Origin of the sequence: Sphingobacterium allocomposti (assembly GCF_008124885.1) — a bacterium.
GTDB lineage: Bacteria > Bacteroidota > Bacteroidia > Sphingobacteriales > Sphingobacteriaceae > Sphingobacterium > Sphingobacterium allocomposti.
The window spans coordinates 56,488-81,074 of sequence record NZ_VNHX01000002.1 but is presented as its reverse complement, the minus strand read 5'-3'; the positions used below and the strand labels follow the sequence as shown (position 1 = coordinate 81,074).

18 protein-coding genes and 1 tRNA gene are annotated in these 24,587 nt (G+C 46.0%); 14 read left to right on the top strand and 5 right to left on the bottom strand.

The window, feature by feature from the left end; all coding sequences use genetic code 11:
* Positions 1-46 precede the first annotated feature (46 nt).
* Positions 47-2,026, bottom strand: a complete 1,980-nt coding sequence (locus BC792_RS01975) for a transglutaminase family protein (RefSeq protein WP_148907313.1) — start codon at positions 2,024-2,026, stop codon at positions 47-49.
* A 604-nt stretch (positions 2,027-2,630) separates the two neighbouring features.
* Here BC792_RS01975 and BC792_RS01970 point away from each other — a divergent pair.
* From BC792_RS01970 to BC792_RS01955, 4 genes are all read left to right on the top strand, one after another.
* Complete coding sequence (locus tag BC792_RS01970) at positions 2,631-7,991, top strand: translocation/assembly module TamB domain-containing protein (protein ID WP_148907312.1); 5,361 nt, start codon at positions 2,631-2,633, stop codon at positions 7,989-7,991.
* Positions 7,930-10,287 carry a translocation and assembly module lipoprotein TamL gene (gene tamL, locus BC792_RS01965; protein ID WP_246154775.1) on the top strand — a complete coding sequence of 786 codons (2,358 nt, stop codon included), beginning with the start codon at positions 7,930-7,932 and terminating at the stop codon, positions 10,285-10,287. The genes BC792_RS01970 and tamL overlap by 62 nt, the downstream gene beginning before the upstream one ends.
* Positions 10,288-10,725: 438 nt before the next feature.
* Positions 10,726-11,664 carry a malate dehydrogenase gene (locus BC792_RS01960; RefSeq protein WP_148907311.1) on the top strand — a complete coding sequence of 313 codons (939 nt, stop codon included), beginning with the start codon at positions 10,726-10,728 and terminating at the stop codon, positions 11,662-11,664.
* 39 nt (positions 11,665-11,703) lie between these two features.
* Positions 11,704-12,147, top strand: a complete 444-nt coding sequence (locus tag BC792_RS01955; protein ID WP_148907310.1) for an aspartyl protease family protein — start codon at positions 11,704-11,706, stop codon at positions 12,145-12,147.
* Here the strand turns inward: BC792_RS01955 and BC792_RS01950 are convergent.
* Positions 12,133-13,353 (bottom strand): MFS transporter, encoded by a 1,221-nt coding sequence (locus tag BC792_RS01950; protein WP_148907309.1) that lies wholly within the window; start codon positions 13,351-13,353, stop codon positions 12,133-12,135. The two genes, BC792_RS01955 and BC792_RS01950, sit on opposite strands and share 15 nt — an antisense overlap.
* Positions 13,354-13,799: 446 nt before the next feature.
* On the opposite strand from BC792_RS01950, the gene fsa reads away from it, so the two are divergent.
* From fsa to rnr, 3 genes are all read left to right on the top strand, one after another.
* A complete protein-coding gene (fsa, locus tag BC792_RS01945; RefSeq protein ID WP_148907308.1) occupies positions 13,800-14,459 on the top strand; it encodes a fructose-6-phosphate aldolase in 660 nt (219 codons plus the stop codon).
* A gap of 156 nt (positions 14,460-14,615) precedes the next feature.
* Entirely contained in the window at positions 14,616-15,065 is a 450-nt protein-coding gene (locus BC792_RS01940; RefSeq protein ID WP_148907307.1) for a Fur family transcriptional regulator, read from the top strand.
* A gap of 528 nt (positions 15,066-15,593) precedes the next feature.
* Positions 15,594-17,723, top strand: a complete 2,130-nt coding sequence (gene rnr / locus BC792_RS01935; RefSeq protein WP_148907306.1) for a ribonuclease R — start codon at positions 15,594-15,596, stop codon at positions 17,721-17,723.
* 203 nt (positions 17,724-17,926) lie between these two features.
* On the opposite strand, the gene BC792_RS01930 is transcribed toward rnr, so the two are convergent.
* The gene (locus BC792_RS01930) at positions 17,927-18,307 is read right to left on the bottom strand and encodes a co-chaperone GroES (RefSeq protein WP_148907305.1); all 381 of its coding nucleotides are present in this window, start codon (positions 18,305-18,307) and stop codon (positions 17,927-17,929) included.
* Between the two features lie 142 nt (positions 18,308-18,449).
* Here BC792_RS01930 and rpsL point away from each other — a divergent pair, with 142 nt between their 5' ends.
* The 4 genes from rpsL (at position 18,450) to rpsJ (ending at position 21,983) form a co-directional block, all read left to right on the top strand.
* Complete coding sequence (gene rpsL / locus BC792_RS01925; protein WP_148907304.1) at positions 18,450-18,860, top strand: 30S ribosomal protein S12; 411 nt, start codon at positions 18,450-18,452, stop codon at positions 18,858-18,860.
* Between the two features lie 19 nt (positions 18,861-18,879).
* Positions 18,880-19,347, top strand: a complete 468-nt coding sequence (rpsG, locus tag BC792_RS01920; protein ID WP_148907303.1) for a 30S ribosomal protein S7 — start codon at positions 18,880-18,882, stop codon at positions 19,345-19,347.
* Positions 19,348-19,486: 139 nt separating this feature from the next.
* Complete coding sequence (fusA, locus tag BC792_RS01915) at positions 19,487-21,610, top strand: elongation factor G (RefSeq protein WP_148907302.1); 2,124 nt, start codon at positions 19,487-19,489, stop codon at positions 21,608-21,610.
* Positions 21,611-21,677: 67 nt separating this feature from the next.
* On the top strand, positions 21,678-21,983 hold the full coding sequence (gene rpsJ / locus BC792_RS01910) for a 30S ribosomal protein S10 (RefSeq protein ID WP_002993539.1): 306 nt from the start codon (positions 21,678-21,680) through the stop codon (positions 21,981-21,983).
* Between the two features lie 74 nt (positions 21,984-22,057).
* On the opposite strand, the gene BC792_RS01905 is transcribed toward rpsJ, so the two are convergent.
* Positions 22,058-22,699, bottom strand: a complete 642-nt coding sequence (locus BC792_RS01905) for a porin family protein (RefSeq protein ID WP_148907301.1) — start codon at positions 22,697-22,699, stop codon at positions 22,058-22,060.
* Between the two features lie 193 nt (positions 22,700-22,892).
* Here BC792_RS01905 and BC792_RS01900 point away from each other — a divergent pair.
* Positions 22,893-22,963 (top strand) — tRNA-Cys (locus BC792_RS01900).
* 30 nt (positions 22,964-22,993) lie between these two features.
* A complete protein-coding gene (locus BC792_RS01895; protein WP_148907300.1) occupies positions 22,994-23,173 on the top strand; it encodes a spore protein in 180 nt (59 codons plus the stop codon).
* A gap of 54 nt (positions 23,174-23,227) precedes the next feature.
* On the opposite strand, the gene BC792_RS01890 is transcribed toward BC792_RS01895, so the two are convergent.
* Positions 23,228-23,980, bottom strand: coding sequence for a copper homeostasis protein CutC (locus BC792_RS01890; RefSeq protein WP_148907299.1), 753 nt, complete (start codon positions 23,978-23,980; stop codon positions 23,228-23,230).
* A gap of 181 nt (positions 23,981-24,161) precedes the next feature.
* Between BC792_RS01890 and BC792_RS01885 the strand changes: the two genes are divergently transcribed.
* A complete protein-coding gene (locus tag BC792_RS01885) occupies positions 24,162-24,557 on the top strand; it encodes a hypothetical protein (RefSeq protein WP_148907298.1) in 396 nt (131 codons plus the stop codon).
* Positions 24,558-24,587: the final 30 nt, after the last annotated feature.

Below are 24,587 nucleotides of genomic sequence, written 5' to 3'. Positions count from 1 at the left end.
TTAACCAAATTATTATATAAGTAAAGCTTTTGTGCGAACGCGGGTTTTAATTGATTTTATGTAACGTCAATGACATCTTCTGACATTGGATAATCCTGTTGAAGAACTCCTTCAGATCGAAATATTCTTCCGGGAGAAAGATAGGCTTATTAACTTGTGTTATCGCCTGTAAATTGATCAGGTCGTCTTTTTGTGATACCGTAAATACATAGCGCGCGTCCCTATTCGGCAACGCCATATTCAGCTTGTTCCCGGGCGAGTCGGTCAGGGTATAGCCCTTTGGAACACGGATCGAAAAAGACAGGTTTTCGTGTAGCTTGGAGCCGATATCTACAGGATAAGTTCTGGATACCAGGTTGAAAGGGTTTCTCTCCGTCCTGCCGTACACGAGCGGGCTGAAATGTATTTCGTCACCGGACACTGTGGCAAAGTTAGCGACCTCGATGTCCATAGATTCTTTCAGCAGCAGGTCGTAGTCTTCCCTATTTTCGAGCTGATGCCCTGATATCGTCATGTGGGACAGCTTTTTCTCCCTATCCTCTAAATATTCTTCGAGCGAATTATAGCTGTTGACCTCCGCTCTCATTGCGGAAGCGTTATACCCGCCTCTGCTTAAAACGAGCTGTCCCACCAGCGTTCCATCTTCGCGGAGATCGCCCACGAAATCGGCATGTAAAGATGCTATCAGATTTGACTGTAAAGGCACCCAATCCGATAGGCCGTTCAGTGGTATACTACGCCCCTGATGGTTAATACACTTTAGCGGTAAACTTCCAAAAGGTTCATAGGTGCCCGTTGCGTCGAGAAAGTAATACTGGTCGCCTATCTTGGCTCTGGCGACAACATGGTTAAATTCTGAAATGGCCGCCGAATAAATGCCCGCATAGCCATTATCCCGGGTGGACAGAATAATCGGATCCGTAGGTATGCCACAATAACTCAACGCGCTAATCAACGCCAGATTCAGGTCTGCGCTATTTCCTGTCCGTGCTTCAACCACCTTTTTAATTCCTGCCTCGGCGAAAATGCCATGTTTCCCGTTCCATTTAAAATACTGCTTAAAGAAAGCATATATCCGGCGTGCCTTTTCGTAGTCGGTCCCGCCCTCCCGTACAATTGGATCAATAAAGTCTTTTAAAAGCGCTTTCCTCTTCAGCTGCCCTCCGAAATCTTCGTTCTCAAGCAACGACTTGTAGACGTCTTCCCACGTTAAGGAAAACGTCTCGCTAGGGCCGAATGGAATGGCATAACGGGCCAGTTCGAATGTGAGTACCGAAGTGAAGTTTTTCGCTGCCGTCATGTAATCTTCCGAAATAAACGCTGGGATATCCGTCATCACATAAGAGGTTTTAACTCCTCTGACCTCGCCCACACTTGTGCTTAATTGCGTATTGTAGTTGTCGATCTTACGATCAGTCAAGGCAAGCACGCCCTTCAAATTCACCCGATAGGTACAGATTTCGGGAATGCGGGTAACGAACTCACTCCTTAATTTCGGTATATCGGTCTGGAAGGTCCACGCATTTAGACTAAACAGAAAAGGCGACTTGGTTTTGTAACGCAGTTCAATGATGGAACCTTCCTTCACTCCCGGAAAGGCAACCTTTACCTGCGACAGATTTTTTGATGTTTTTTCGGGAATCACGTTCTCCTTAGCGAGCTCGGTTCTGACCACTTTCCCTCCTTCAAGATTATAGGTGATACCTTTAATCTCTACCAAGGTTTCCTTTCTGGTATTATCTATATAGAGTGGGACAGTAAAATTAGCATGCTCGTATCCGTCTTTGTTAAGAATTCTGATCAACGTGTGGTAATAATATTCTATTTCGAAGCCCTTATCGGCAATCGGACTAAGTTCTATATTCGCATAGCCGTATTCATTCAGCACGATGCCCCGTGTTGTACTGTCGACGAGCGGGCCTGCTGTGGCAAAATCTTCTTGTTTGACCTTACCGAACGAGAAATCCTGCGCATACAATCCGGAAGACAGTAAAAAAAGTATGACTGATAAAAAAAGAGATTTCATGAAATTTTAACGGCTTTTTAAAGGTTGCAGGAAATAGTCAAGTACTGCTTATTCACTGTCACGTGTACAGTTAACCGTTTGATTTCGCTGGAATCAACGAGCCGGTTGCGCTCGTCTTTTAAACATGAGTATTTCATATCAATTAATAATCGGTAAATCAAATTTAGAAAAAATCATTGAAATATGCAAACAGAAAATTACCGCCTACAAAAAAAAGTTTTTGATACAGCGAAACATGTTAGACGAAAGGCGTTGATGCAATTTAGGGATGGAATAGCTGAACGAAAAAAAACTACCGGAAGTTCACAGGACGAGGAAAAAGCTAATCCGAACCGATTTCATCTATATTATTAAATTTCATAACGGTAAACAAGTCGCACCAACCACGATATTAACTGAGGAGCCGAGAAGTCCCTAACAATCCATCCACTTTCGTCTCGTCCCCTATTTACCGTATTCCATTATATTGTTAGACAGCAAATACTATCTTTGTTCTTATTTAATCATGTAAATAATGTCCATCAAACTAAACATTTGAACTTTATTTACGTTTTTAAGTTATAAATTTATTTATTGAATAACGTCATCATATAATAGAAGCGCTTTGAATCGATTTGGACGAATAGCTTTAAAAACCATACTGTGGATTATAGGTAGCATCATCGCTCTTATTTTACTTGTCATCTTTCTAATCCGGATACCGGCCGTGCAGAACTACGTCGTAGGAAAAGTAACAAACTATGTCGAGACGAAGATTGGAACGCCGGTCAGAATCGGCTATGTCAACATTACCTTTCCTAAAAAGCTGGTGCTTGAAGACGTCTATTTCGAAGACCAGTCCAAAGACACTTTGATAGCCGGTGATAGGCTGCTCGTAGACATCAACATGTTCAAGCTGTTAAAAAACACCGTTGAGATCGAAGAGCTTGAATTAGAAGGAATTACCGCAAAAATTAATCGAACACTCCCCGACAGCGCGTTTAACTTTGATTATATCGTCGCAGCATTTTCCTCCGAGAAAGAAAGCGCCCCGACAACAGATACGGCATCAGCTTTAATCTTCGATATCGATGACGTCCGGTTCAAGCGCATCCATTTCGAATACAACGATGAAGTCATCGGCATGAATGCCAGCATCCGTCTGCAACACTTCGACACGAAAGTCAAGAAATTTGATCTGACGAATAACATGGCTTTTTCCATGCCCAACCTGAAAGTCGATGGGCTTACTGCAGTGATAAAGCAATGGGCGCCGGCATCGGACGAGGAGATCCCTTCAGCTGCCGACTTTGGCGTTCCCGGCTCGGACACGGCGGAAACGTCCCTCCTGCCCGATCTGGATATCAGAACCATAGACCTTTCCAATATCCTGGTGCAATACCAGGACGCATCCTCCGCCATGGACACGAGGTTTGACATCAAAAAGCTTACCGCGAACATCAAAGAGCTAGACTTAAACAACGAAATTGTACGGCTCGATGAAGTCGCCCTGGACGAAACCGACGCCAAGGTATTATTTGGAAAGACATCGAAAAAAAGCGCTCCCGAAAGCAGCGGGGACAGCACACCTGTCAACTGGGTGGTTTCCGCAGATAAGCTGATCGTCAATAAGACCAACGTAGCCTTTCGCGACGACAACCAGCCTCGCACGAAAGGGTTCGACTACTTTAACATTAATATTACCGACTTTTTGGGGCATCTGGAAGATTTTTATTACGCTGCAGATTCTATTTCAGGATCGCTGAAAAAGCTGACGGCCAAAGATCATTCTGGCTTTACGTTAAAGACCCTGCAAGGTGATTTTGTATATGGCAACACCGGCGTAGAGCTTACGAACCTCCTTGCAGAGACGCCATTAACGACCATACGCGACCATATCAAAGTAACGTATCCATCGTTGAACGCGCTATCGGAAAATCCTTCCCTCGTGCAGGTCGACGCCCGTATACGCAAGTCTACCATAGATATGCGGGATATCCGATATTTCGCACCATTTCTGGATACAATGGAAGTCATGAAACCTCTACTTGCACGGTCGTTCTACATCGATGGGACCGTAAAAGGGCGTATGGACAATCTTGTTATTCCGAACCTTGAGATCAAAACACTTCAACGGACGCATTTATTGGCCAGCGCCATCGTACGCGGACTTCCGGATATGGACAGATTCAATATCGACCTCAAGCTCAGAAAACTAACAACAGGAAGGGCAGACATTGAGCGACTCGTTGCCAAATCGCTGCTTCCAGATAGTTTACAGCTGCCGAACGCTATCAGTCTGTCGGGAACGTTTAAGGGCGGGATGCAGGGGTTCGATGCCAACTTAAGCTTGATTACGGAGAAGGGGAATGCCACCGTCAACGGTAATCTGACCATGGGGCGCGACACCACCTATGACGCCTACGTATCAATCGACAACTTCAATATCGGCAGTATATTAAATCAGGACTCCGTTCTGGGGATACTGTCTGCGGAAGCGAAAGTCACAGGTACAGGATTGGATCCCAAAAACATGAACGCCTCCGTAGAGGGCACGCTTAACCGGCTTGACGCGTTGGGCTATCGGTATCATGATATACGTCTGGACGTGCAGGCGGCGGGAGGAGATATCGCCGGCACGGTGACAAGTCCGGATCCAAACGTACAGTTCAACATGGATTTTGCCGCCGACATGCGGGGCACTTATCCCAAGCTTCAGGCGACATTAATGATAGACAGCGTTAATCTGCAGAACTTAAAGCTGATGGACGACGACCTCCGGTACCATGGTAAGATAGTTGCCGACTTTGAAACCGCCGACCCCGACTTTCTAAACGGGACATTGGCCGTGTCCAATTCCTCCATCGCCTATAACGACCAACGATACACGCTCGATAGCATAACCCTGACGGCCCGCGCGGACACGTCAAGGAATACGCTGATCTTACGATCAGAGTTTCTACGGGCACATCTCGTGGGCAAATACCGGCTGACAGAGCTCGGCGCGTCCATTCAGGACATCGTACACATGTATTATAATCCCAAGGGCACACCTCCGACGACACTTGCATACGAACCGCAGAACTTTGAGTTCAGTGCGACGTTGAACAACTCCCGCTTTATCCGCGACTTTGTCCCCGAGTTGCAGGAGATGCGCGACATAACATTGGATGGAACGTTCAATAGTGAGTCAAAAACGATCATGGCCAAGTTGATAGCGCCGCGGTTGCTGTACGACGGTATACTAATAGAGAATGTGGGTGTCGACCTGACCACAGCTGACAGCACGCTGTACTACGCGGCCCTAATTAATAAGATCAAAGTAAACAACATAGAACTAAATAACACGGTTTTCAGCGGTAGCGTCGTTGAAAACAATCTGGATTTCGGATTGTGGATCAAGGACAAAGTTGATAAGGAACAGTACCATCTAGGCGCAAAAATGCAGGTGACTGAAAACAATTATGTGCTGAACCTCAATCAGGACGGCCTCATGTTAAACTACGAAAAGTGGCAGATTGACCCCGCCAATCGCCTTCACTTTGGATCAGATGGGATCCTCGCACACAGCTTCCGCCTGACCAACGATGGCCAGGAGTTCCTCATCCAGTCAAAAGATTCTACAGCGAATGCTCCCCTAGATCTCACTTTTAACAATTTCCGTATAGAGACTTTTACAGAAATTCTGGAATCCGAAATGCTGCAGGTCGGCGGAGGGATCAATGGGACAGCCACGGTATCGCGCCTAGAAAGCAAGCCTGTCTTCGTCTCCGATTTAAGCATTGAGAAGTTCTACTTCGGAAAGGATACCGTCGGAGACGTCCTGATTAACGTCAACAATATCAGAGAAAATACATTCTCGGCCGACATCAAGATTACAGGTAATGGCAATGACGTCCAGCTTATCGGCGATTTTATCAGCCCCCCTGGAGAGCCCTCGTCCATGGAGGCTACGTTATCCCTAAAACCGATGAAGCTAACCACGGTACAGGCATTCAGCTTTGGGTATCTCGAAGACTGTGCCGGCGACCTTGTCGGCGACTTAAAAATCTCCGGAACCGCAGACGCACCTCGGATAAACGGCGAATTGGTATTCAGAAACGGAAAGCTTAACATTGCCATGCTCAATGCCGACCTGCTGATGGACAATCAGGCTATACGGTTTAATAACCAAGGCATACAGTTCAGACAGTTTGAAATCAAAGACTCGCGCGGCAACACCACGCGGCTTAACGGATCCATACGGACGGCAACTTATACCGATTTTGACTTCAACCTCAACCTGAACATGGATGATTTCGCCGCAGTCAACTCGACCAGGGAGGATAACGACCTGTTTTTTGGCAAACTTTATCTGACGTCGAACCTGCGTATCACGGGCAACCTCGATAATCCGCGGGTTGACGGAAGCGTAAAAGCGAATGACAAAACAGACTTCGTATTTATCGTTCCCAACGACGACCCTGGCATAGCCCAGCGCGACGGCGTCGTTAAATTTGTCAACAGAAGCGACACCGCCCGTGCTAACGTTTTTGCTCGCCTGGATTCCATGACTACAGCGACCAAACTCTCCGGTTACGACATCGCACTCAACCTATCCACAGATCGGGACGCCAAATTTAGAGTCGTGCTCGACGAAGGAACGCAGGACGCTCTAAATATTCAGGGGATAGCCGAACTGAACACGACGATCGACGCCAGCGACAAGATAACCATGTCGGGCACGTTCACCGTGGAAAAAGGAGATTATACGTTTTCCCTAGGCCCGATCTCAAGACCTTTTATCTTCCAGAAAGGAAGCACCATCACGTGGAACGGCGATCCGCTGGACGCCCGACTCGACATTACGGCTATCTATAGAAACCGGTTTTCTACGTTAGAGCTTGTACAATCTCAAATCGGCTCGGAAAGCCAGAATCCGTACAAACAGCGTATTCCTTTTGATGTGAAGCTGATCCTCACGGGCGAGCTTTTCAAACCGGAGATCAATTTTGACATCGATCTAGATGAAAACAACGCCATTGCCTCACAAGATGTCGTAAGCAAAGTGAATATCGCTCTGGCAAATATCCGGTCAGACCCAGCAGAACTGAACAAACAGGTATTCTCCCTAATCGCCCTTGGACGGTTCATGTCCTCCAACCCATTCGAGAGCCTTTCCGGTGGCGGAGGAGCAGAAGGTTTGGCACGCAGCACCGTGAGCTCGTTTCTAACCAGCCAGCTTAATAACCTGGCCTCCGACCTTATAAAGGGCGTGGAACTAGACTTCAACCTACAATCGGAGGAGGACTATCTTACAGGAAATGCCCAGACGAGAACCGACCTGAACGTGGGCGTCTCGAAAATGCTCTTTGATGACCGCCTGAAAGTTACAATCGGCTCCAACTTTGAAGTGGAAGGAAATACAAGACCGGGCGAAAAAGCGACAAACATCGCGGGAGACATCTCGCTCGAATATCAGTTATCTAAAGATGGTAGGTACTTCGCCCGCGTCTATCGGAAAAATCAATACCAGGCGACACTTCAGGGACAGTTCGTGGAAACGGGGATAGGTTTTATCATCAACATGAGCTACGACAGGTTCAAGGAGCTGTTCATGAGCTCACGAGCCCTCGAGCAATACTATAATACCGACAGCAGAGGTTTCCGCCGTCGCTTCGACGTGGAAAGAATGGAAACCGACTCGGCCTACCGCGATAGTGTGCGCCTCGTAATTCGCGACAGCCTTATGAGACACAGCCCTGAATTCCGCAAGCGCATGGAAGAACGGCAACGTGAAGAACAGGAACAACGAAGCAGGGATGCAGACAGCACGCAAAACAACACGCAGGATTCCGTTAGATATATCCGCGAAGAAGAACTCAAAACCAACCAGCAACAGCAGGAAGAACGAGATAAAAACGATTCTACAAAAAGTAAATTAGATGCGACACCGACCGTCCAAAGAGAAGATGATGAAGAAGAAAGGAGTGGCTATGAAGACTAACCGGCAACCTATATTGGCTGGCCTATTGATTGTCGCCATGGCCGCCTGTAACCCGACCAAATATCTGGCCGAAGACGAAAAGCTATACAACGGCGGAAATGTCATTATCCACAAAGACAGTATTCCAAAGGAACGAAAAGAAGCATTCGAGGATCACCTCGAAACCATGCTGACGCCCAAACCCAATAAGAAGTTCCTCGGGATGCGCATCAAATTAGGTCTATGGAATATGGGCGGCGGGCCAGATAGCACGAATAGCGCTGTAAAAAACTGGCTGAAAAAGCGGGGCGAGGAACCCGTACTGCTCGAAGATGTAAACCGCGAGTATAACGAAAACCTCCTACGCAACCGCATGGAAAACCTCGGCTTTTTTCATGCCTATGTAACGTCCGACACCATCATCGATGGCAAGTTTGCAGAAGTAAATTATAATGCATTTCCCGGAAATATCTATCGCATCGCCAAAGTAGACTTCGAAGTAGACTCCAGCAGCAGCCTGGGCCGCGACATTCTTAGTACCAAGGATAGTACACTGCTCAAAATCGGAAGCAACTATAACCTCGATGTTATCCTTAACGAACGGGATCGGATTGATAACGACCTGAAAAACAAGGGATACTATTATTTTTCACCGGACAACATTCTCGTGGAGGTCGACAGTACAAAAGGAAATGACAAAGTGGATATGTATGTAACCGTCAAACCCGAAACTGCCGAAAAAGCCAGATCTCCGCAAAAGATAGGAAATATATTCATTTACCCAAACTATACGCAAACGTCAGAAGGATTCCGAACGACCAGGCCACGGGCGTCGCAGCTGTTCAGGGATAACTACTATATCATCGACCCCGCGAACACCTACCGGAAGCCTGTCCTCGCAAACCACATCTTTTTTCATAGAGGAGACACGTACAATCGGACGGATCATAATATGACCATCAGTCACCTGGTCAATCTGAACGCGTTTAAGTTTGTGAAAAACAACTTCGTGGACAACCCCGACTCGGCGAACACTATGGATGTTTACTACTACCTTACGCCAATGCAGCGAAAGTCCATACGCTTCGAAGTATTAGGGAAGACAGCCTCGGTTTACAATGGAACAGAGGCCAACGTAAGCTGGACATTACGTAATGCCTTTAGAGGGTTCGAAACATTAAACCTATCTGTCTTTGGAGGATACGAAACGCAAACCGGAGGCAACGTCAATCTGAACTCAAGCTACATTCGCTACGGGGCGGAGGTGGGTATCGTTTGGCCGCGGCTATTATCACCATATAAATGGGCGCCTTCACGCCGTTTCATCCCTAAGACGTACGCAAAAGTAGGCTATGAGTTCCTGAACAGAAGAAATGCATATACCTTAAACTCCTTGACGATGAATTATGGGTACAACTGGAAGGAGAACGAACAAAAGCAGCACGACCTGGCCGTGGCGGAAATTATCTATGTGCAGCCCCGTAATATTTCCGACGACTATCGCGCGCAGATGGATACCGTTCCTACATTAAGACATATTGTGGATCCTCAGTTTTCATTCGGGCCTAACTATTCCTACACCTTCACCAACACCATGGAGTCTGCACGGACGCATACGTTCTTTGTAAAAACAGGACTAAATACGTCAGGAAACGTTCTCGGGCTCATCCAAGGAGCAAACTATAAAGACGATAATATTAAGAAATTATTCGGCACCGCGTATGCGCAGTTCGTAAAGGCAGAAGCCGACTTCCGTCACTACATGAAACTGTCATCCACCTCCCAGTTGGCCTCCCGCGTGATGATTGGAACGAGCTACTCATACGGAAATTCACGGTCCCTTCCCTACCTGAAGCAATATTTTTCGGGTGGACCGAACGGTCTGCGTGCTTTCCGCGCGCGCGCCGTAGGGCCGGGCACAACTATCCCTGAGAACATCGGCGAGAATAATTTCTTTGCGGATCAGACCGGAGACTTTAAACTGGAGCTGAATACCGAATACCGCGCTCAGATATCCGGAATGTTCCACTGGGCGGCTTTCATAGATGCAGGGAACGTATGGCTACAGCGGAGAGACGAAAACAAACCCGGGGGCAGGCTGACAAAAGATTTCTACAAAGAGCTGGCCGTTGGTGCCGGTTTGGGGCTGCGCGTCGATCTGGATTTTCTGGTGGTGCGTACCGACCTTGCCACCCCGCTACGGGTCCCCTACCGGGCACCGGGCGACCGCTGGGTATTCAAGTACATCGATATCCGCGACGGCGATTGGCGTAGAAACAATCTCGTATTTAACCTCGCTATCGGCTATCCATTCTAGTCCAGCGTAAGTTCGGGCCCAGCCGGGCTGTTTCTTCATCTTCCGACGACGTCCAGCCGGCGCGGTCGAAAGACGCAGCAAACGGCTGGGCCATCCACCATCCGCCCCATTACCAGCACCTCAAAAGCTACCACCTAATGAACCTTTCCCAAAACAGTGTTGGCTTGCAATGCGAGCCCTGCTGCAAATTCGAACAAATGACAAACATCTTACCATTAAAAACATTATTGCCATAAGTTTTTAGTATATTTCCTCTATGAAAGCTGGCTTTCAGCCGCAGAAGGTAATGGCACAGCTCCGTTGTATTTGCAACGTTATGCTTGACAGTGAGAGTAGGCCGTCGGCGTCTACACAACATCCGTTCTTTTATCCGAAACTAACGAGTAAGCTTATTTTTTCCAATGAATACAATACATACACCCTAATAACTGTTTACATATGAAAATAACGATCATCGGTGCAGGCGCGGTTGGCGCCACTACGGCAGACAACCTCGTACGTAGAAACATTGCGGAAGAAATCGTTTTGTTGGACATCAAAGAAGGCGTTGCTGAAGGGAAAGCGCAGGACATGATGCAAACCGCAGCTTTACTGGGCTTCGAATCGTCGGTGAAAGGCGTTACGAACGACTATATACAAACCGCAGGTTCAGCAGTGGCGGTCATTACTTCTGGAATTCCCAGAAAACCCGGAATGACGCGCGAAGAGTTAATAGGTACAAACGCCGGCATTGTGAAATCGGTAGTGGAAAATCTCATCAGGTATTCTCCGGACATCATTATTTTGATCGTTTCCAACCCGATGGACACCATGACCTACCTCACACTCAAAACCAGCGGCCTCCCGAAAAACCGCATCATTGGCATGGGCGGAGCGCTGGATTCGGCCCGTTTTAAGTATCAGCTTGCCCAGAAGCTTAACGCGTCGGCGAACGATCTCCAAGCCATCGTGATCGGCGGGCACGGCGATACCACCATGATTCCGCTCATCAAGCACGCCACGTGGAACAGTATCCCGGTAGCTCATTTTCTGACAGAAGAAGAACAGCAGGAAGTCGTTAAAAAAACAATGGTGGGCGGCGCAACGTTGACGGCCCTAATCGGAACGTCGGCGTGGTACGCCCCCGGCGCGGCAGCAGCAGCGATGGTGGAGAGCATCGTCCGCGACCAGAACAAGCTATTTACCGCCTCTATATATCTCGAAGGAGAATACGGAGAAGAAGACATCAATATTGGCGTTCCCGTTGTCATCAACAGGAACGGATGGGATCGTATTGTACCGTTGGAGTTGTCGGATGAGGAAAAGGAGCTCTTCAAAAACAGTGCGGCAGCCGTACGCAATATGAACCAAGTGCTGAATGACAGCAATATCATTTAGCGCCTACTTTTTGCATGGGTTTATCTTATCTTTGAACCCATGCAAAAAATATCTTTTGACGTATTAAACCTACAAGGTGATGGTTACCACATCCTGATTGAGGCCAACCTGTTTGATCGCGACTTTAAGATGGTCGTCGATACAGGGGCCTCGAAAACGGTACTCGACAAAAACACCTTACTAAACGCCGGGATTCCCGAAGAACAGTTTCAAAGCACCGACATCCTCTCCAGCGGGCTCGGCACCAATTCTATGCAGAGCTTCATATTAGATATTCCGCTGTTAAAGATCGGACGTTGGCAACGACAGAATTACCCTGTTGCTGTATTGGACCTAAGCTCAATCAACTATGCGTATGAGCAGATGCAGTTGGCACCGGTAGTCGGCGTGCTAGGCGGCGATATTCTCCATACCTTTGGAGCACGGATAGACTATAGGAAACAAAGCCTCACCCTACGGGACAGACCACTAAAACTTAAATAGACGACGGTGTATATGCAGCCGCAGGTACGTATAGAAGCTAAGCGCGATTGCTATTCCCAATCCGCCCATGGTATACAGCGTGGCTTTTAGACCAATAGACTCTGCTAAAGCACCGGTTAATAAGGCCCCTATCGGCGCTACACCCTGAAATGCCGTCACGTAATAGCTCATAGCCCGCGCCCTATAGCTGGGAACGGCATGCGTCTGGATGTAGGTATTGATCGACGAGTTTTGCATCATCATGGAGAAGGAGACCATTGCAGTGAACAGCAACGCCGAAGGAAGGAAGTGCGCATACGCTAACAGCACCAGCGACGCCCCCATCATAAACGCTGAAAACAAAACCCGATAACGTAGATTTTGTCCGGTTTTAATGCTGGCCATGTTAATAGCTCCGATCATCGCGCCAAGGCCCGCAGCGCTTTCGAACCAGGAAAACGTAGATTCATCGCCCGAGAAAAGATCTTTCGCAACGGCCGGTAGCAGCGATGTATAGGGGATCACCAATAGACTGGAAAAACTAAGGACAATCACCAACGAAGCAATATGAGGAGATCTCCGTAGGTAACTAAAACCTTCTACAAGCCCATCCCAATTACTCTCCTTCGTCAGCTTAGCTCGGTCCTCCTTTACCCGCATCAACAGAAGACATATTATTACAGGAATGAAACTGATAAAATTCACCCCAAAACAGACAAATTCACCATAGGCTGTTAACAAGATGCCGCCGATTGCCGGCCCCACCATTCTAGCGGCATTGAATATCGATGAATTGAGCGCGATGGCATTCGGAAGATCACTTTTTTTGTCTACCAACGAGACGAGTAAAGACTGCCGCCCCAGCACGTCGAATGCGTTAATTATACCCTGGAGGAACCCTAAAAGGGAAAGCAGCAGAACGCTCTCCCACCTTAGACCGACTACTAACGTTAAAATACCCGCCTGAATCATTAACCCTATCTGCGTAGCCAAAACCAGCTTATATTTTTTATGGCGATCAACAAACGACCCAATAAAAGGAGAAAGCACCAAGGATGGTAAGAGCGAGATGAACTGTACAAAGCCAAGCCAGAAGACCGATCCCGTCATCTCATAGACCAGCCAGCTAATCGCGACCCTCTGCATCCAGGTACCCAACAGCGAGATCGACTGGCCGATGACATGCAGACGAAAGTTGGGGTAAGAAAGGGATCTGAATATATCCATCAGGAAGACAAAATGTTTTGATCAGACTCGATAAGAATAAAACATCCGTGGTTGAACCGACCATTGAACTTATGAAAAGGGCAGACCACGAATGATTGCCACAACAAAAGTAACGAATATCCCATATGATTATCAATGATAAACCTAATGAATGAACACTTTTACTCCCCGCAATACATACCTGTCCGTATGTCACTTACCGTGGACCTGCCTCATTCTGCTCCGTAAAAATATAAGCTCCAGAATTACAAGCTGTAACAATGGTTGTCATCGGACCGAGCGCGTCGAGCACGCTCCCACGGATCGTGCCGTACCGTCTAACAATTTGAGCGCTTATAATGCACTACGAGTTCACTTATAAAAATAATATAGCTACTTTTGTAACGGAAATAACTATGTTATGTTTTAGAAATCTTTTTAAATTACCATATAGCACCCTATCAAACATGAAATTTTTTATTGATACAGCAAACCTAGCTCAAATCAAAGAAGCACAAGATCTAGGCGTTCTCGACGGCGTTACGACTAACCCCAGTTTAATGGCTAAAGAGGGGATCAGCGGCGACGAAAATGTATTGAACCATTACAAAGCGATCTGCGAAATTGTAGATGGAGATGTGAGCGCCGAAGTTATCTCGACGGATTACGAAGGCATTATAAAAGAAGGAGAAGCACTGGCTGCGCTTCATCCACGGATCGTCGTGAAAGTTCCAATGGTTAAAGACGGCGTAAAAGCTATTAAATACTTTAGCCAAAAAGGTATCAAGACAAATTGCACGCTCGTCTTCTCGGCAGGTCAAGCTCTGTTGGCGGCGAAAGCTGGCGCAACGTATGTGTCTCCATTTATCGGCCGTTTGGATGACATCTCGGTTGACGGACTCGGACTGATCGAGGAAATCCGCTTGATTTACGACAATTACGGGTTTAAAACAGAGATTTTGGCGGCATCCGTTCGTCACAGTGCCCACATTTTAGGCTGTGCCAAGATCGGAGCAGATGTGATGACAGGTCCGCTATCGGCTATATTATCTTTGCTGAAACATCCGTTAACTGACAGCGGACTTGCCCAATTCCTGGCCGACCACGCGAAGGCCGCGGGCAAATAGGAATCTAAAGAATCCGAACGTAAATAACGCTCCTTAGCTTCATCGCTAAGGAGTTTTTTTATGCCGCCGTGGAAGTGATCGCCGGACGTAGCTACTAGAAAGAGGCTTCCTGCCAATTCGAAGTTTTGTTAAATTTTCCGTAATTTTACATCTATCATGGTAAGCGAAACTTTACAGAAAAGCCGAGATTTCGGTAAGCTACTTCGGGAGAACGGACTAAAAGTCACGCCGCACAGACTGCGTGTTTTAACAGAGATAACGCAAAAAGATGCAGCCATATCCCAACCGGATTTAGAGAAAATTGTCGGAAAGGATATTGACAGGGTGACTTTATACAGGATACTTTCGAGTTTCGAGGAAAAGGGAATAGTGCACAAAATCTTCGACTTGCATGGGACGGCGACCTATGCCATCTGTACGGCAGACTGTACGGAAAATCATCACCACGATCAACACGTACATTTTATCTGCTCGGTATGCAATAGCGTCTATTGCCTCGATGAGGTGAGTTTGCCAAAGATCGGGCTACCGCCTGATTTTACACTGCATGCCATCGCACTTAACGCTGTTGGCCTATGCGCCCATTGCCAGAAGGCACAAAAATAAGCGGTATACGTTAAAGATATCTACATCCCGACGCTTCCCACAAGGAAGCGTTTTTTTTGGCATTTCACCCCGCTAAAAAACAATACAAAAATCGATACATATTTTAGCTTTAAAAAAAGAAAAATCTGATAATTAATAAATTAACAACAGTAAACAAAACATAAGATACATATTTATAATTTTAGCATAAAGAACGAAACAAGCCCAAATGGCACCGTTGGGACTTTAAATCCCCTTTTCCCCTCATACTATTTTAGCTATAAATAATATATATCAATGTATATGAGATAAATAAAATAGCTAAAATAAATAAAAAATAGACCATTTACATTTATAACCTGAGCAAGGGTTGATTTCTGCCAGAATCGAACATTTTTTTAGTATCTTAGTTAATTATATATGGAGGGTGTTACCCGATGCGCGGTGCACCATTGGCTCCCCTCCTCTTTAGACCGCCAGGAAGACCTGTACATTTTTTATGTGCTAATACAGTCCTCCATACGGCCGCCGGAAGTTAAACGAACACACATGAAACAACGAAAAGAAAATCCCTACAAAGACGTATTAACACAGCTTATCGTCGACATATTTGAGAAATCCAAAAACGCCCCATTAAACTACAAACAGGTGGCGGCGAAACTGAACCTAACAGATGCGGACTCCAAAGTGGCCATAGCCGACATTCTTACAGACGAATCTAAATCCGGCAAGTTCCTGCAGGTGGAACGCGGAAAGTTTAAGCTCCGCCAACTTAACGTATACATCACAGGCAAAGTAGACATGACCGCCGATGGTTCCGCTTATGTTGTTCCTGACGACGAATTCGAAACCGACATCTATATAGCCCCACGGAAGCTCCGGCAAGCGCTGCACAACGACATCGTAAAAGTGCACGTATACGAACGAAAAAAAGGACGTAAACGAGAAGGAGAAGTTGTCGAAATTGTACAGCGGGCCAAAACGGATTTTACAGGAACCATAGACATCTCCAAATCCTACGCCTTCTTTTTGGCCGACGACCGAAAGATGATACACGACATCTTCATTCCGCTCGACAACCTGAACGGAGCTAAAAACGGAGAGAAAGTAGTTGTGTCAATCACCGAGTGGCCAAAGAATGCAAAAAACCCGATAGGTACCGTAAAAGACATTCTCGGCAAAAAGGGAGAGAACAATACCGAAATGAACGCCATCCTTGCGGATTTCGGATTCCCACTTTCGTTCCCGAAAGAAGTCGAAGACGAAGCGAATGCCATCCCCGACAAAATCCCCGCAGAGGAAATCAGCAAAAGGCGGGACTTCCGTGACATCCTGACATTTACAATAGACCCTTTCGACGCCAAAGACTTTGATGACGCTATATCTTTCCAGCAGCTGGACAACGGAAACTACGAAATCGGCGTGCACATCGCCGACGTCTCTCATTATGTGACACCGGACTCTTTGCTGGACAAGGAAGCATACGAGCGGGGAACGTCCGTATATCTGGTGGACCGCGTTATACCCATGCTTCCGGAGAGACTATCCAACGGTGTCTGCTCATTACGTCCGAACGAAGACAAATTGTGCTTCTCAGCCGTCTTCGAAATGGACAATAAAGCCAACGTGCTTGACCAATGGTTCGGCAGAACGATAATCAACTCAGACCGACGCTTCACTTATGAGGAAGCTCAGGACGTTTTAGAAAACCGAGAGGGAGATCACGTGGAAGCCCTGTTAAAACTGAATGAGCTCGCATACATTCTCCGCGAACGGAAGTTCAAAAATGGCGCAATCAGTTTCGAGAGTGAAGAGGTTAAATTCCACCTCGATGAAAATGGTAAGCCTTTGGGCGTGTATACCAAAGTAAGAAAGGATGCACATAAACTGATTGAAGACTTCATGCTGCTCGCCAACCGGAAGGTTGCTGAATACATCGGAAAACAGGGACGTGGAAAAAATAAACTTACATTTGTCTACCGCTTCCACGACACACCAAACCCCGAGACCTTAACGACTTTCTCTCAGTTCGCATCCCGCTTTGGACACAAACTATCCATCAAGACCGACAAGGAAACAGCAAAATCACTCAATGCATTGATGACGAAGATTGAAGGCAGCAAGGAGCAGAACCTACTCACCTCACTCGCTGTACGATCCATGGCCAAAGCGATCTACACCACAAAAAGCACCAGCCATTATGGACTGGCATTCGACTATTATACGCATTTCACGTCTCCTATCCGCCGTTATCCGGATGTGATGGTGCACCGCCTCCTACAATTTTATCTCGACGGAGGTCAGAAAATTAACGCCGAACACTACGAAAAGATGGCAGAACACTCGTCCCAAATGGAGAAAAAGGCCGCAGAGGCAGAAAGAGCCTCCATCAAATACAAACAAGCCGAATTCCTACAGGAGCAGATCGGCGTAGAATACACAGGTATCGTATCGGGCGTCACCGAATGGGGCATGTACGTCGAAATAGAACAAAACAAATGTGAAGGGATGGTACGGCTACGGGATATTACGGACGACTTCTACACACTGGATGAGAAAAACTATGCGATCATAGGACAACGTAAGAAGAAGAAATATCAGCTTGGAGACGAGGTTCAAATCAAGGTAAAAAAGGTAGACCTGGAGAAAAGACAGATTGATTTCACATTGTTATCATAAGCCGCCACACGCAGGAGCCTTCTAAACAGGAAAAGCCGTTCCTTAAAATAGATGATCGCGATTAGGTTTGTCCCACTGCGCACGCCGGTGTATTCGCATGCGCAGTGGGACATAACCGCCCCTTCGGTCTGCACCTTATCGTCCTTCCAGGGATCAGCTTTCTTTTACGTACTTTTCTGGGGAAACGGCGGCCGCAGCGCCGTCTATATCTCTTCTTCCCTTTCCAGCATCAAGATGGCCTGATGAGGCATAATATAGTACTTTTCACCCCCATACTGCAGTTCGGTTGCCATGCCGGCCTGAAAAAGTGCCAGATCGCCCTCCCGCGCCTGCAGCGGTATATATTTAACCTGTTCTTCCCGCGGCTTCCAGTCTTCACTCTCGTCGGAAACCGCCGGCATAACATACCCCGGCCCTGTTTTGATGACATATCCCCGCTGCACCTTTTCCTTTTCCTGCACGCCGGGCGGCAGGTACAGACCGCTTTCTGTACGTTCATCGCCAGCGATAGGCTTAACCAAGACCCGATCGCCCACCACAATGATCTTTTTTAGCTTGTTATCCTCTGTCAATGTTAAGTTCATATACGCACTATGTTATATTTTCCGCAAAGATACGGAATAAAAAAAATTTAACATCCAACTCTTTACAGTTCATTTTTTTATACTTATCTTTGCGGACTTAAAAATTAATTTTAAACAAATTAAAAAAAACAAAATCAGGTAAATGCCTACTATTCAACAATTAGTTAGAAAAGGTAGAGTAGCTCTGGAAGATAAGAGTAAATCTCCAGCGTTGGACTCATGTCCACAGCGAAGAGGCGTGTGTACTCGTGTATACACTACTACCCCTAAAAAACCAAACTCAGCAATGCGTAAAGTGGCTCGTGTACGCTTAACAAACGGTAAAGAGGTGAATGCCTACATTCCGGGTGAAGGCCACAACTTACAGGAACACTCTATCGTGTTAATCCGCGGTGGTCGTGTGAAAGACTTACCAGGAGTTCGTTACCACATCATTCGTGGAGCTTTGGATACATCAGGTGTTGCAGGACGTAACCAACGTCGTTCTAAATACGGAACCAAACGCCCTAAACCAGGACAAGCTGCTGCTCCTGCAAAAGGTAAAAAGAAATAATTAAACGGAGGGAAAGAAAATGAGAAAAGCAAAACCAAAAAAGAGAATCATTTTACCTGATCCAAAGTTTAATGATGTTCAGGTAACGCGTTTCGTAAACAATATGATGGTCGATGGTAAAAAATCTATCGCGTACTCTATTTTTTACGACGCCGTAGAGTTGGTAGAACAAAAGACACAAGAGAACGGTTTAGAGACTTGGAAAAAAGCGCTGAACAACGTTATGCCTGCTGTAGAAGTTAAATCTCGCCGTGTAGGTGGTGCTAACTTCCAGGTTCCTATGGAAGTTCGTCCAGAGCGTAAAATCGCTTTAGGTATGAAATGGTTAATCTCTTATGCCCGCAAACGTGGAGAAAAGAACATGTTTGAGAAACTAGCAGGAGAAATCATTTCAGCTTCAAAGGGAGAAGGTGCCGCAGTGAAGAAGAAAGAAGATACGCATAAGATGGCTGAAGCTAACAAAGCGTTCTCACACTTCAGATTCTAATTTTGAACACAACGAAGCAAATAGGACTACACCGACTGCCGATAAAGGAAATTTCTTTCCCTATCGTGGTCGGTGTACTTATTTCTTTCAAACAACATTGCACAAAAACAAGCTTTTAAGGCAAACTGCATAAAATATTATGGCAAAAGATTTAAGATTAGTAAGAAATATCGGTATCGCCGCACACATCGATGCTGGTAAAACTACGACGACTGAGCGTATCCTTTACTACTCAGGAGTAAACCACAAAATCGGTGAGGTACACGAAGGTGCTTCAACCATGGACTGGATGGAGCAAGAAGCTGAACGTGGTATCACGATCACCTCTGCTGCGACAACTGTATTCTGGAACTACCGTGGTAAAAAATATCAAGTCAACGTTATCGACACTCCGGGACACGTTGACTTCACCGTAGAAGTAAACCGTTCTTTGCGTGTACTTGACGGGTTGGTATTTTTGTTCTCGGCCGTTGACGGCGTAGAACCGCAGTCAGAAACAAACTGGCGCTTGGCAGACAACTACAAAGTTCCCCGTATCGGTTTCGTCAACAAGATGGACCGTTCCGGTGCTGATTTCCTAAAAGTTGTTAAGCAAGTAAAAGATATGTTAGGATCGGACGCCGTAGCATTGCAATTGCCTATCGGAGCAGAAGATTCTTTCAAAGGTGTTGTCGACTTGATCAATAACCGTGGTATCGTTTGGAACGAACACGATAAAGGAATGACCTTCACTGAAGTTCCAATCCCTGACGACATGGTTGACGAAGTTGCCGAATACCGTGAAAAGCTATTGGAAGCCGTTGCTGGGTACGACGAGTCATTAATGGAGAAATTCTTCGATGATCCGAACTCATTGACAGAAAGAGAAATCCTTGACGCTTTACGTAAAGCTGTATTGGACAACGCTATCGTTCCTATGGTATGTGGTTCCTCTTTCAAAAACAAAGGTGTGCAGACGATGTTGGATCTTGTGATGGAGCTATTGCCTTCACCGTTGGATCAAGAGGCTGTAAAAGGTACAAATCCAAACACCGGCGAGGAAATTTCACGTAAACCATCTGTAGACGAACCGTTTGCAGCATTAGGCTTCAAAATTGCAACCGACCCATTCGTAGGTCGCTTGTGTTTCATCCGCGCGTATTCCGGTAAACTGGAAGCCGGTTCTTATGTATTGAACACCCGTTCAGGAAATAAAGAGCGTATTTCCCGTATCTTCCAAATGCACGCGAATAAACAAAATCCTATCCCTCAGATTGAGGCAGGAGACATTGGTGCAGTTGTAGGTTTCAAAGACATCAAAACAGGTGATACCCTATGTGACGAGAAAGCGCCTATCGTTCTTGAGTCAATGGTATTCCCTGAGCCCGTTATCGGTTTAGCTATCGAACCTAAAACACAAGCTGACGTTGATAAATTAGGTATCGCCTTGGGTAAATTGGCCGAAGAGGACCCTACTTTTGTCGTTAAGTCAGATGACGAAACTGGTCAGACCGTTATCTCCGGTATGGGTGAGCTTCACTTGGAAATCTTGATCGACCGCTTGAAACGCGAGTTTAAAGTGGAAGTTAACCAAGGTGCTCCACAGGTTGCTTACAAAGAGTCTATCAACGGTACTACTGAACACCGCGAAGTGTACAAGAAACAGTCTGGTGGTCGCGGTAAGTTCGCAGATATCAAAGTGGTTGTTTCTCCGGTTGACGAAGACTGGGATGTAGTTAAGTCGCCTCTTCAATTCGTTAACGAGATCGTCGGTGGAGCTATTCCAAAGGAATACATTCCATCTGTACAGAAGGGCTTTGAGTCTTCGATGAATAACGGTGTCCTTGCCGGATATCCATTATCAGGCATGAAAGTGCGTTTGATCGATGGTTCATTCCACGCTGTCGACTCCGATTCATTGTCGTTCGAATTGGCGGCTAAAATGGCTTACCGTGAAGCATTGCCGAAATGTTCGCCTGTATTGATGGAGCCGATCATGAAAGTTGAGGTATTGACTCCAGAAGAAAACATGGGTGATGTTATGGGCGACTTGAACCGTCGTCGTGGACAAATGCAAGGTTTGGACTCACGTAACGGTGCACAAGTAATCAAAGCATTGGTTCCACTTTCTGAAATGTTCGGTTACGTAACACAATTACGGACAATCACTTCAGGTCGTGCAACGTCTACAATGGAATTTGATCACTATGCAGAAGCTCCACGTAACGTAGCAGACGACGTAATCGCTAAATCTAAAGGTAGAGTTAGAGGTTCCGTAGAATAATTTTTAAAAATTAACCCGACCTCTGGTTGCAAATAGCTCTAACCAGAGGTTATTAAAATCATATAACATGAGCCAAAGAATCAGAATTAAATTGAAATCTTACGATTACAACTTGGTCGACAAGTCTGCTGAAAAAATCGTAAAAACCGTAAAACCTACAGGTGCAGTTGTCAGTGGTCCTATTCCATTGCCTACTGAGAAAAAGATCTATACCGTTTTACGTTCACCACACGTTAACAAGAAAGCTCGCGAGCAGTTCCAACTGTGTGCGTACAAGAGGTTATTAGACATCTATTCTTCTAACTCGAAAACAGTTGACGCGTTGATGAAACTTGAATTGCCTTCAGGCGTTGAAGTAGAAATCAAAGTGTGATAGAATTTCAGTTTTAAAAAATTAAAGGCTGCCGGAATACCGGCAGCCTTTAATTTTAATAAAAATCGTATCTGCTACAGCTCAAAACCAATGCCGACGGTCCAAACTCTATTTTTGATGTTGTCCGACCATCCGTTAGCATCTCCAGCAATGTTAGTAAGCCCCAACCCATAACCTGCATTGATCAAAAGACCATTCCCAAGCTTATATCCGGCCAGGAAGTTAACGCCGAAGTCAGTGCCTTTTAACGTTTCGTCCTTACCAAACTTGAACTCGCGCTCGGTTACGTTGCTTCCCTCTCTCACAGAATACTTATTCTTTCCGCTCAAACCGAACCCTATGTATGGGCCAGCACCGACAAAAAAGTTACCGCTTCCCGCTGGAAACTTACCGACAAAGTTAACGGGAACTTCCAACCACATTGTATTTTGCGAAACCTCAGAACCGCCCAATGCATCCGATTCGATCAACTTCGCCCCTTTTCCTTGTAAGGATACGCCAGGCTGAATGTAAAAATTTGATGTGACAGGCGCGTCCAGATATCCTGTTACATGAAAATTTGTCGTCGATTTTGTATCAGACAGGTCACTCGAATTTCCGTAGCTGTAAGACGGGAAATTCACACCGGCTTTAATACCGTAACCAAGACCGCTCTGCGCTTGTGCTCCCGTTGCAAGTAACACAGCAGCTCCTAATGAAAGTAAAATCTTTTTCATATCGTATTTATTTGTTTCCACTATCCTTGATACAATATCTAGACCAAAAAATCGAACTTCATCCAAAAATGTACTATTTAACTATGAATCAGCGTCTTAAATAGAATACGCTCACTTTTTATTTTTTACCTTTTAATTTTATTGTAAATGTCAAAAGTAAATTTTATTTTTGCATTCCCTTCGGGGAATAATGGGTCGGATGGCCGAGTGGCTAGGCTGAGGTCTGCAAAACCTCCTACAGCGGTTCGAATCCGCTTCCGACCTCGTTTTATAGACAAATAAAAAGACATCACAATGGGAGTTACACGTTTAAAAAGAAAAGATAGAAGAAATAAAACTGTTTCACGTGTTGAAGTACAGTTTTTAAAGTTAGGCCGTAATATCGAGTTAGGCTCAAGAAGCAAAATGCCTAAAAACAGCCAGATCACAAAAAACGATGAAATTTTGAACAAATTAGCGTCTGAAGCTAAGTAAGGTTCGGGACAATATAAACTAAAAAGGAGAACTGTGCAGTTCTCCTTTTTAGTTTTACATATCCTGCAATCGACGGACGAGCGCTTCCACGTTTTCCTTGGAAGTCTCCATCGTAGGCTCGTTCATCCCCTCCAGATCTTCCGACTCGAACGTCATACGGGACGGAACAACTGCTTTCGCCGAACTGTGTATAGACGTAGCGCCGGTCGTAAGAAGAATGTGTTCTATATTTTCGGCCGTCACACCCGCACCGGGCATTATTTCGATCCGGCCACCCGCTTGCGCAATCAATTCCTTCAAAAGCTGTGCTCCCTCCAGGGCGGTATTCCGCATACCCGAAGTTAGTATTCGGTCAAACCCCAGCGCGATAATATCTTCCAAAGCCTGTAGCGGATCGCTACAGCGATCGAACGCACGGTGGAAAACACAGGTCATAGGCTTCGCCAGCGCAACAAGTTCAGCACAACGCTCTTTGTCCACGCGCCCATCGGGATGCAGTATCCCCACGACTACGCCATCGCATCCAGTCTCCTTACAGAACGCCACATCCATTTTTATCTCCTCAAACTCGGCTTCAGCGTAAACAAAATCGCCGCCTCTCGGTCTAATCAGCACGTGAACTCCAATGTCCAACAACTCCCGGCTACGCTTTATTTGCGCATACGACGGCGTTGTACCTCCATTTTCCAGGTTTTGGCACAGTTCTACCCGACTTGCTCCTCCCTTCTGCGCCTGCAATGCTGAATACGAAGAGTTGGAACATATTTCAAGCCTATATCCGTTGATATCTTTTTCGATTCCTCTCATATTCCAAAATTGAGAATTTTTCGTGTTTATCGTAGGTAATAGACAGACAAGTTTTTATTGAAACATGATAATTACCAACAAATCAATACGTTATTTTAAAATATAAAAACATTTACGCGCCTTCGAACGTTATTATGTTCGCGGCTATTAATGCAAAGTAGAACCTTAACAATTATTTGTCATGACAATAATATCCAAAGAGGTCGAAATTCAGGATAGACTGTCCACGGTATTCGAGGAGCTAAAGGATAAAAAGGAAGCTATTCGTCGTGAGCTTATCGAGACACGGCACAACTATAAACAGGTTTGCGACAGACACATTCATTCCGGCTTCCGGAGCGAAATGGAATGGGTGGAAGCTTCGTACAATCACCAGCAGAAGTTTTTGGAATACGACACGCATTGCTACCTGATTGACATTCTATCAGACTACAGGGATATTGAAGGCTACTTCCCGGAGTATCTGGACATGCTGGCCAACATTGAATCCGTGATGATTAAGTTTGCCAATGACGAGCGCTACGAAGTATCTGCTATCATCAAACGTTGGCTGGTAAAGCTAATACAAACACTATAAAAAATCGGGGAAAGCCGGTCATACGGAACT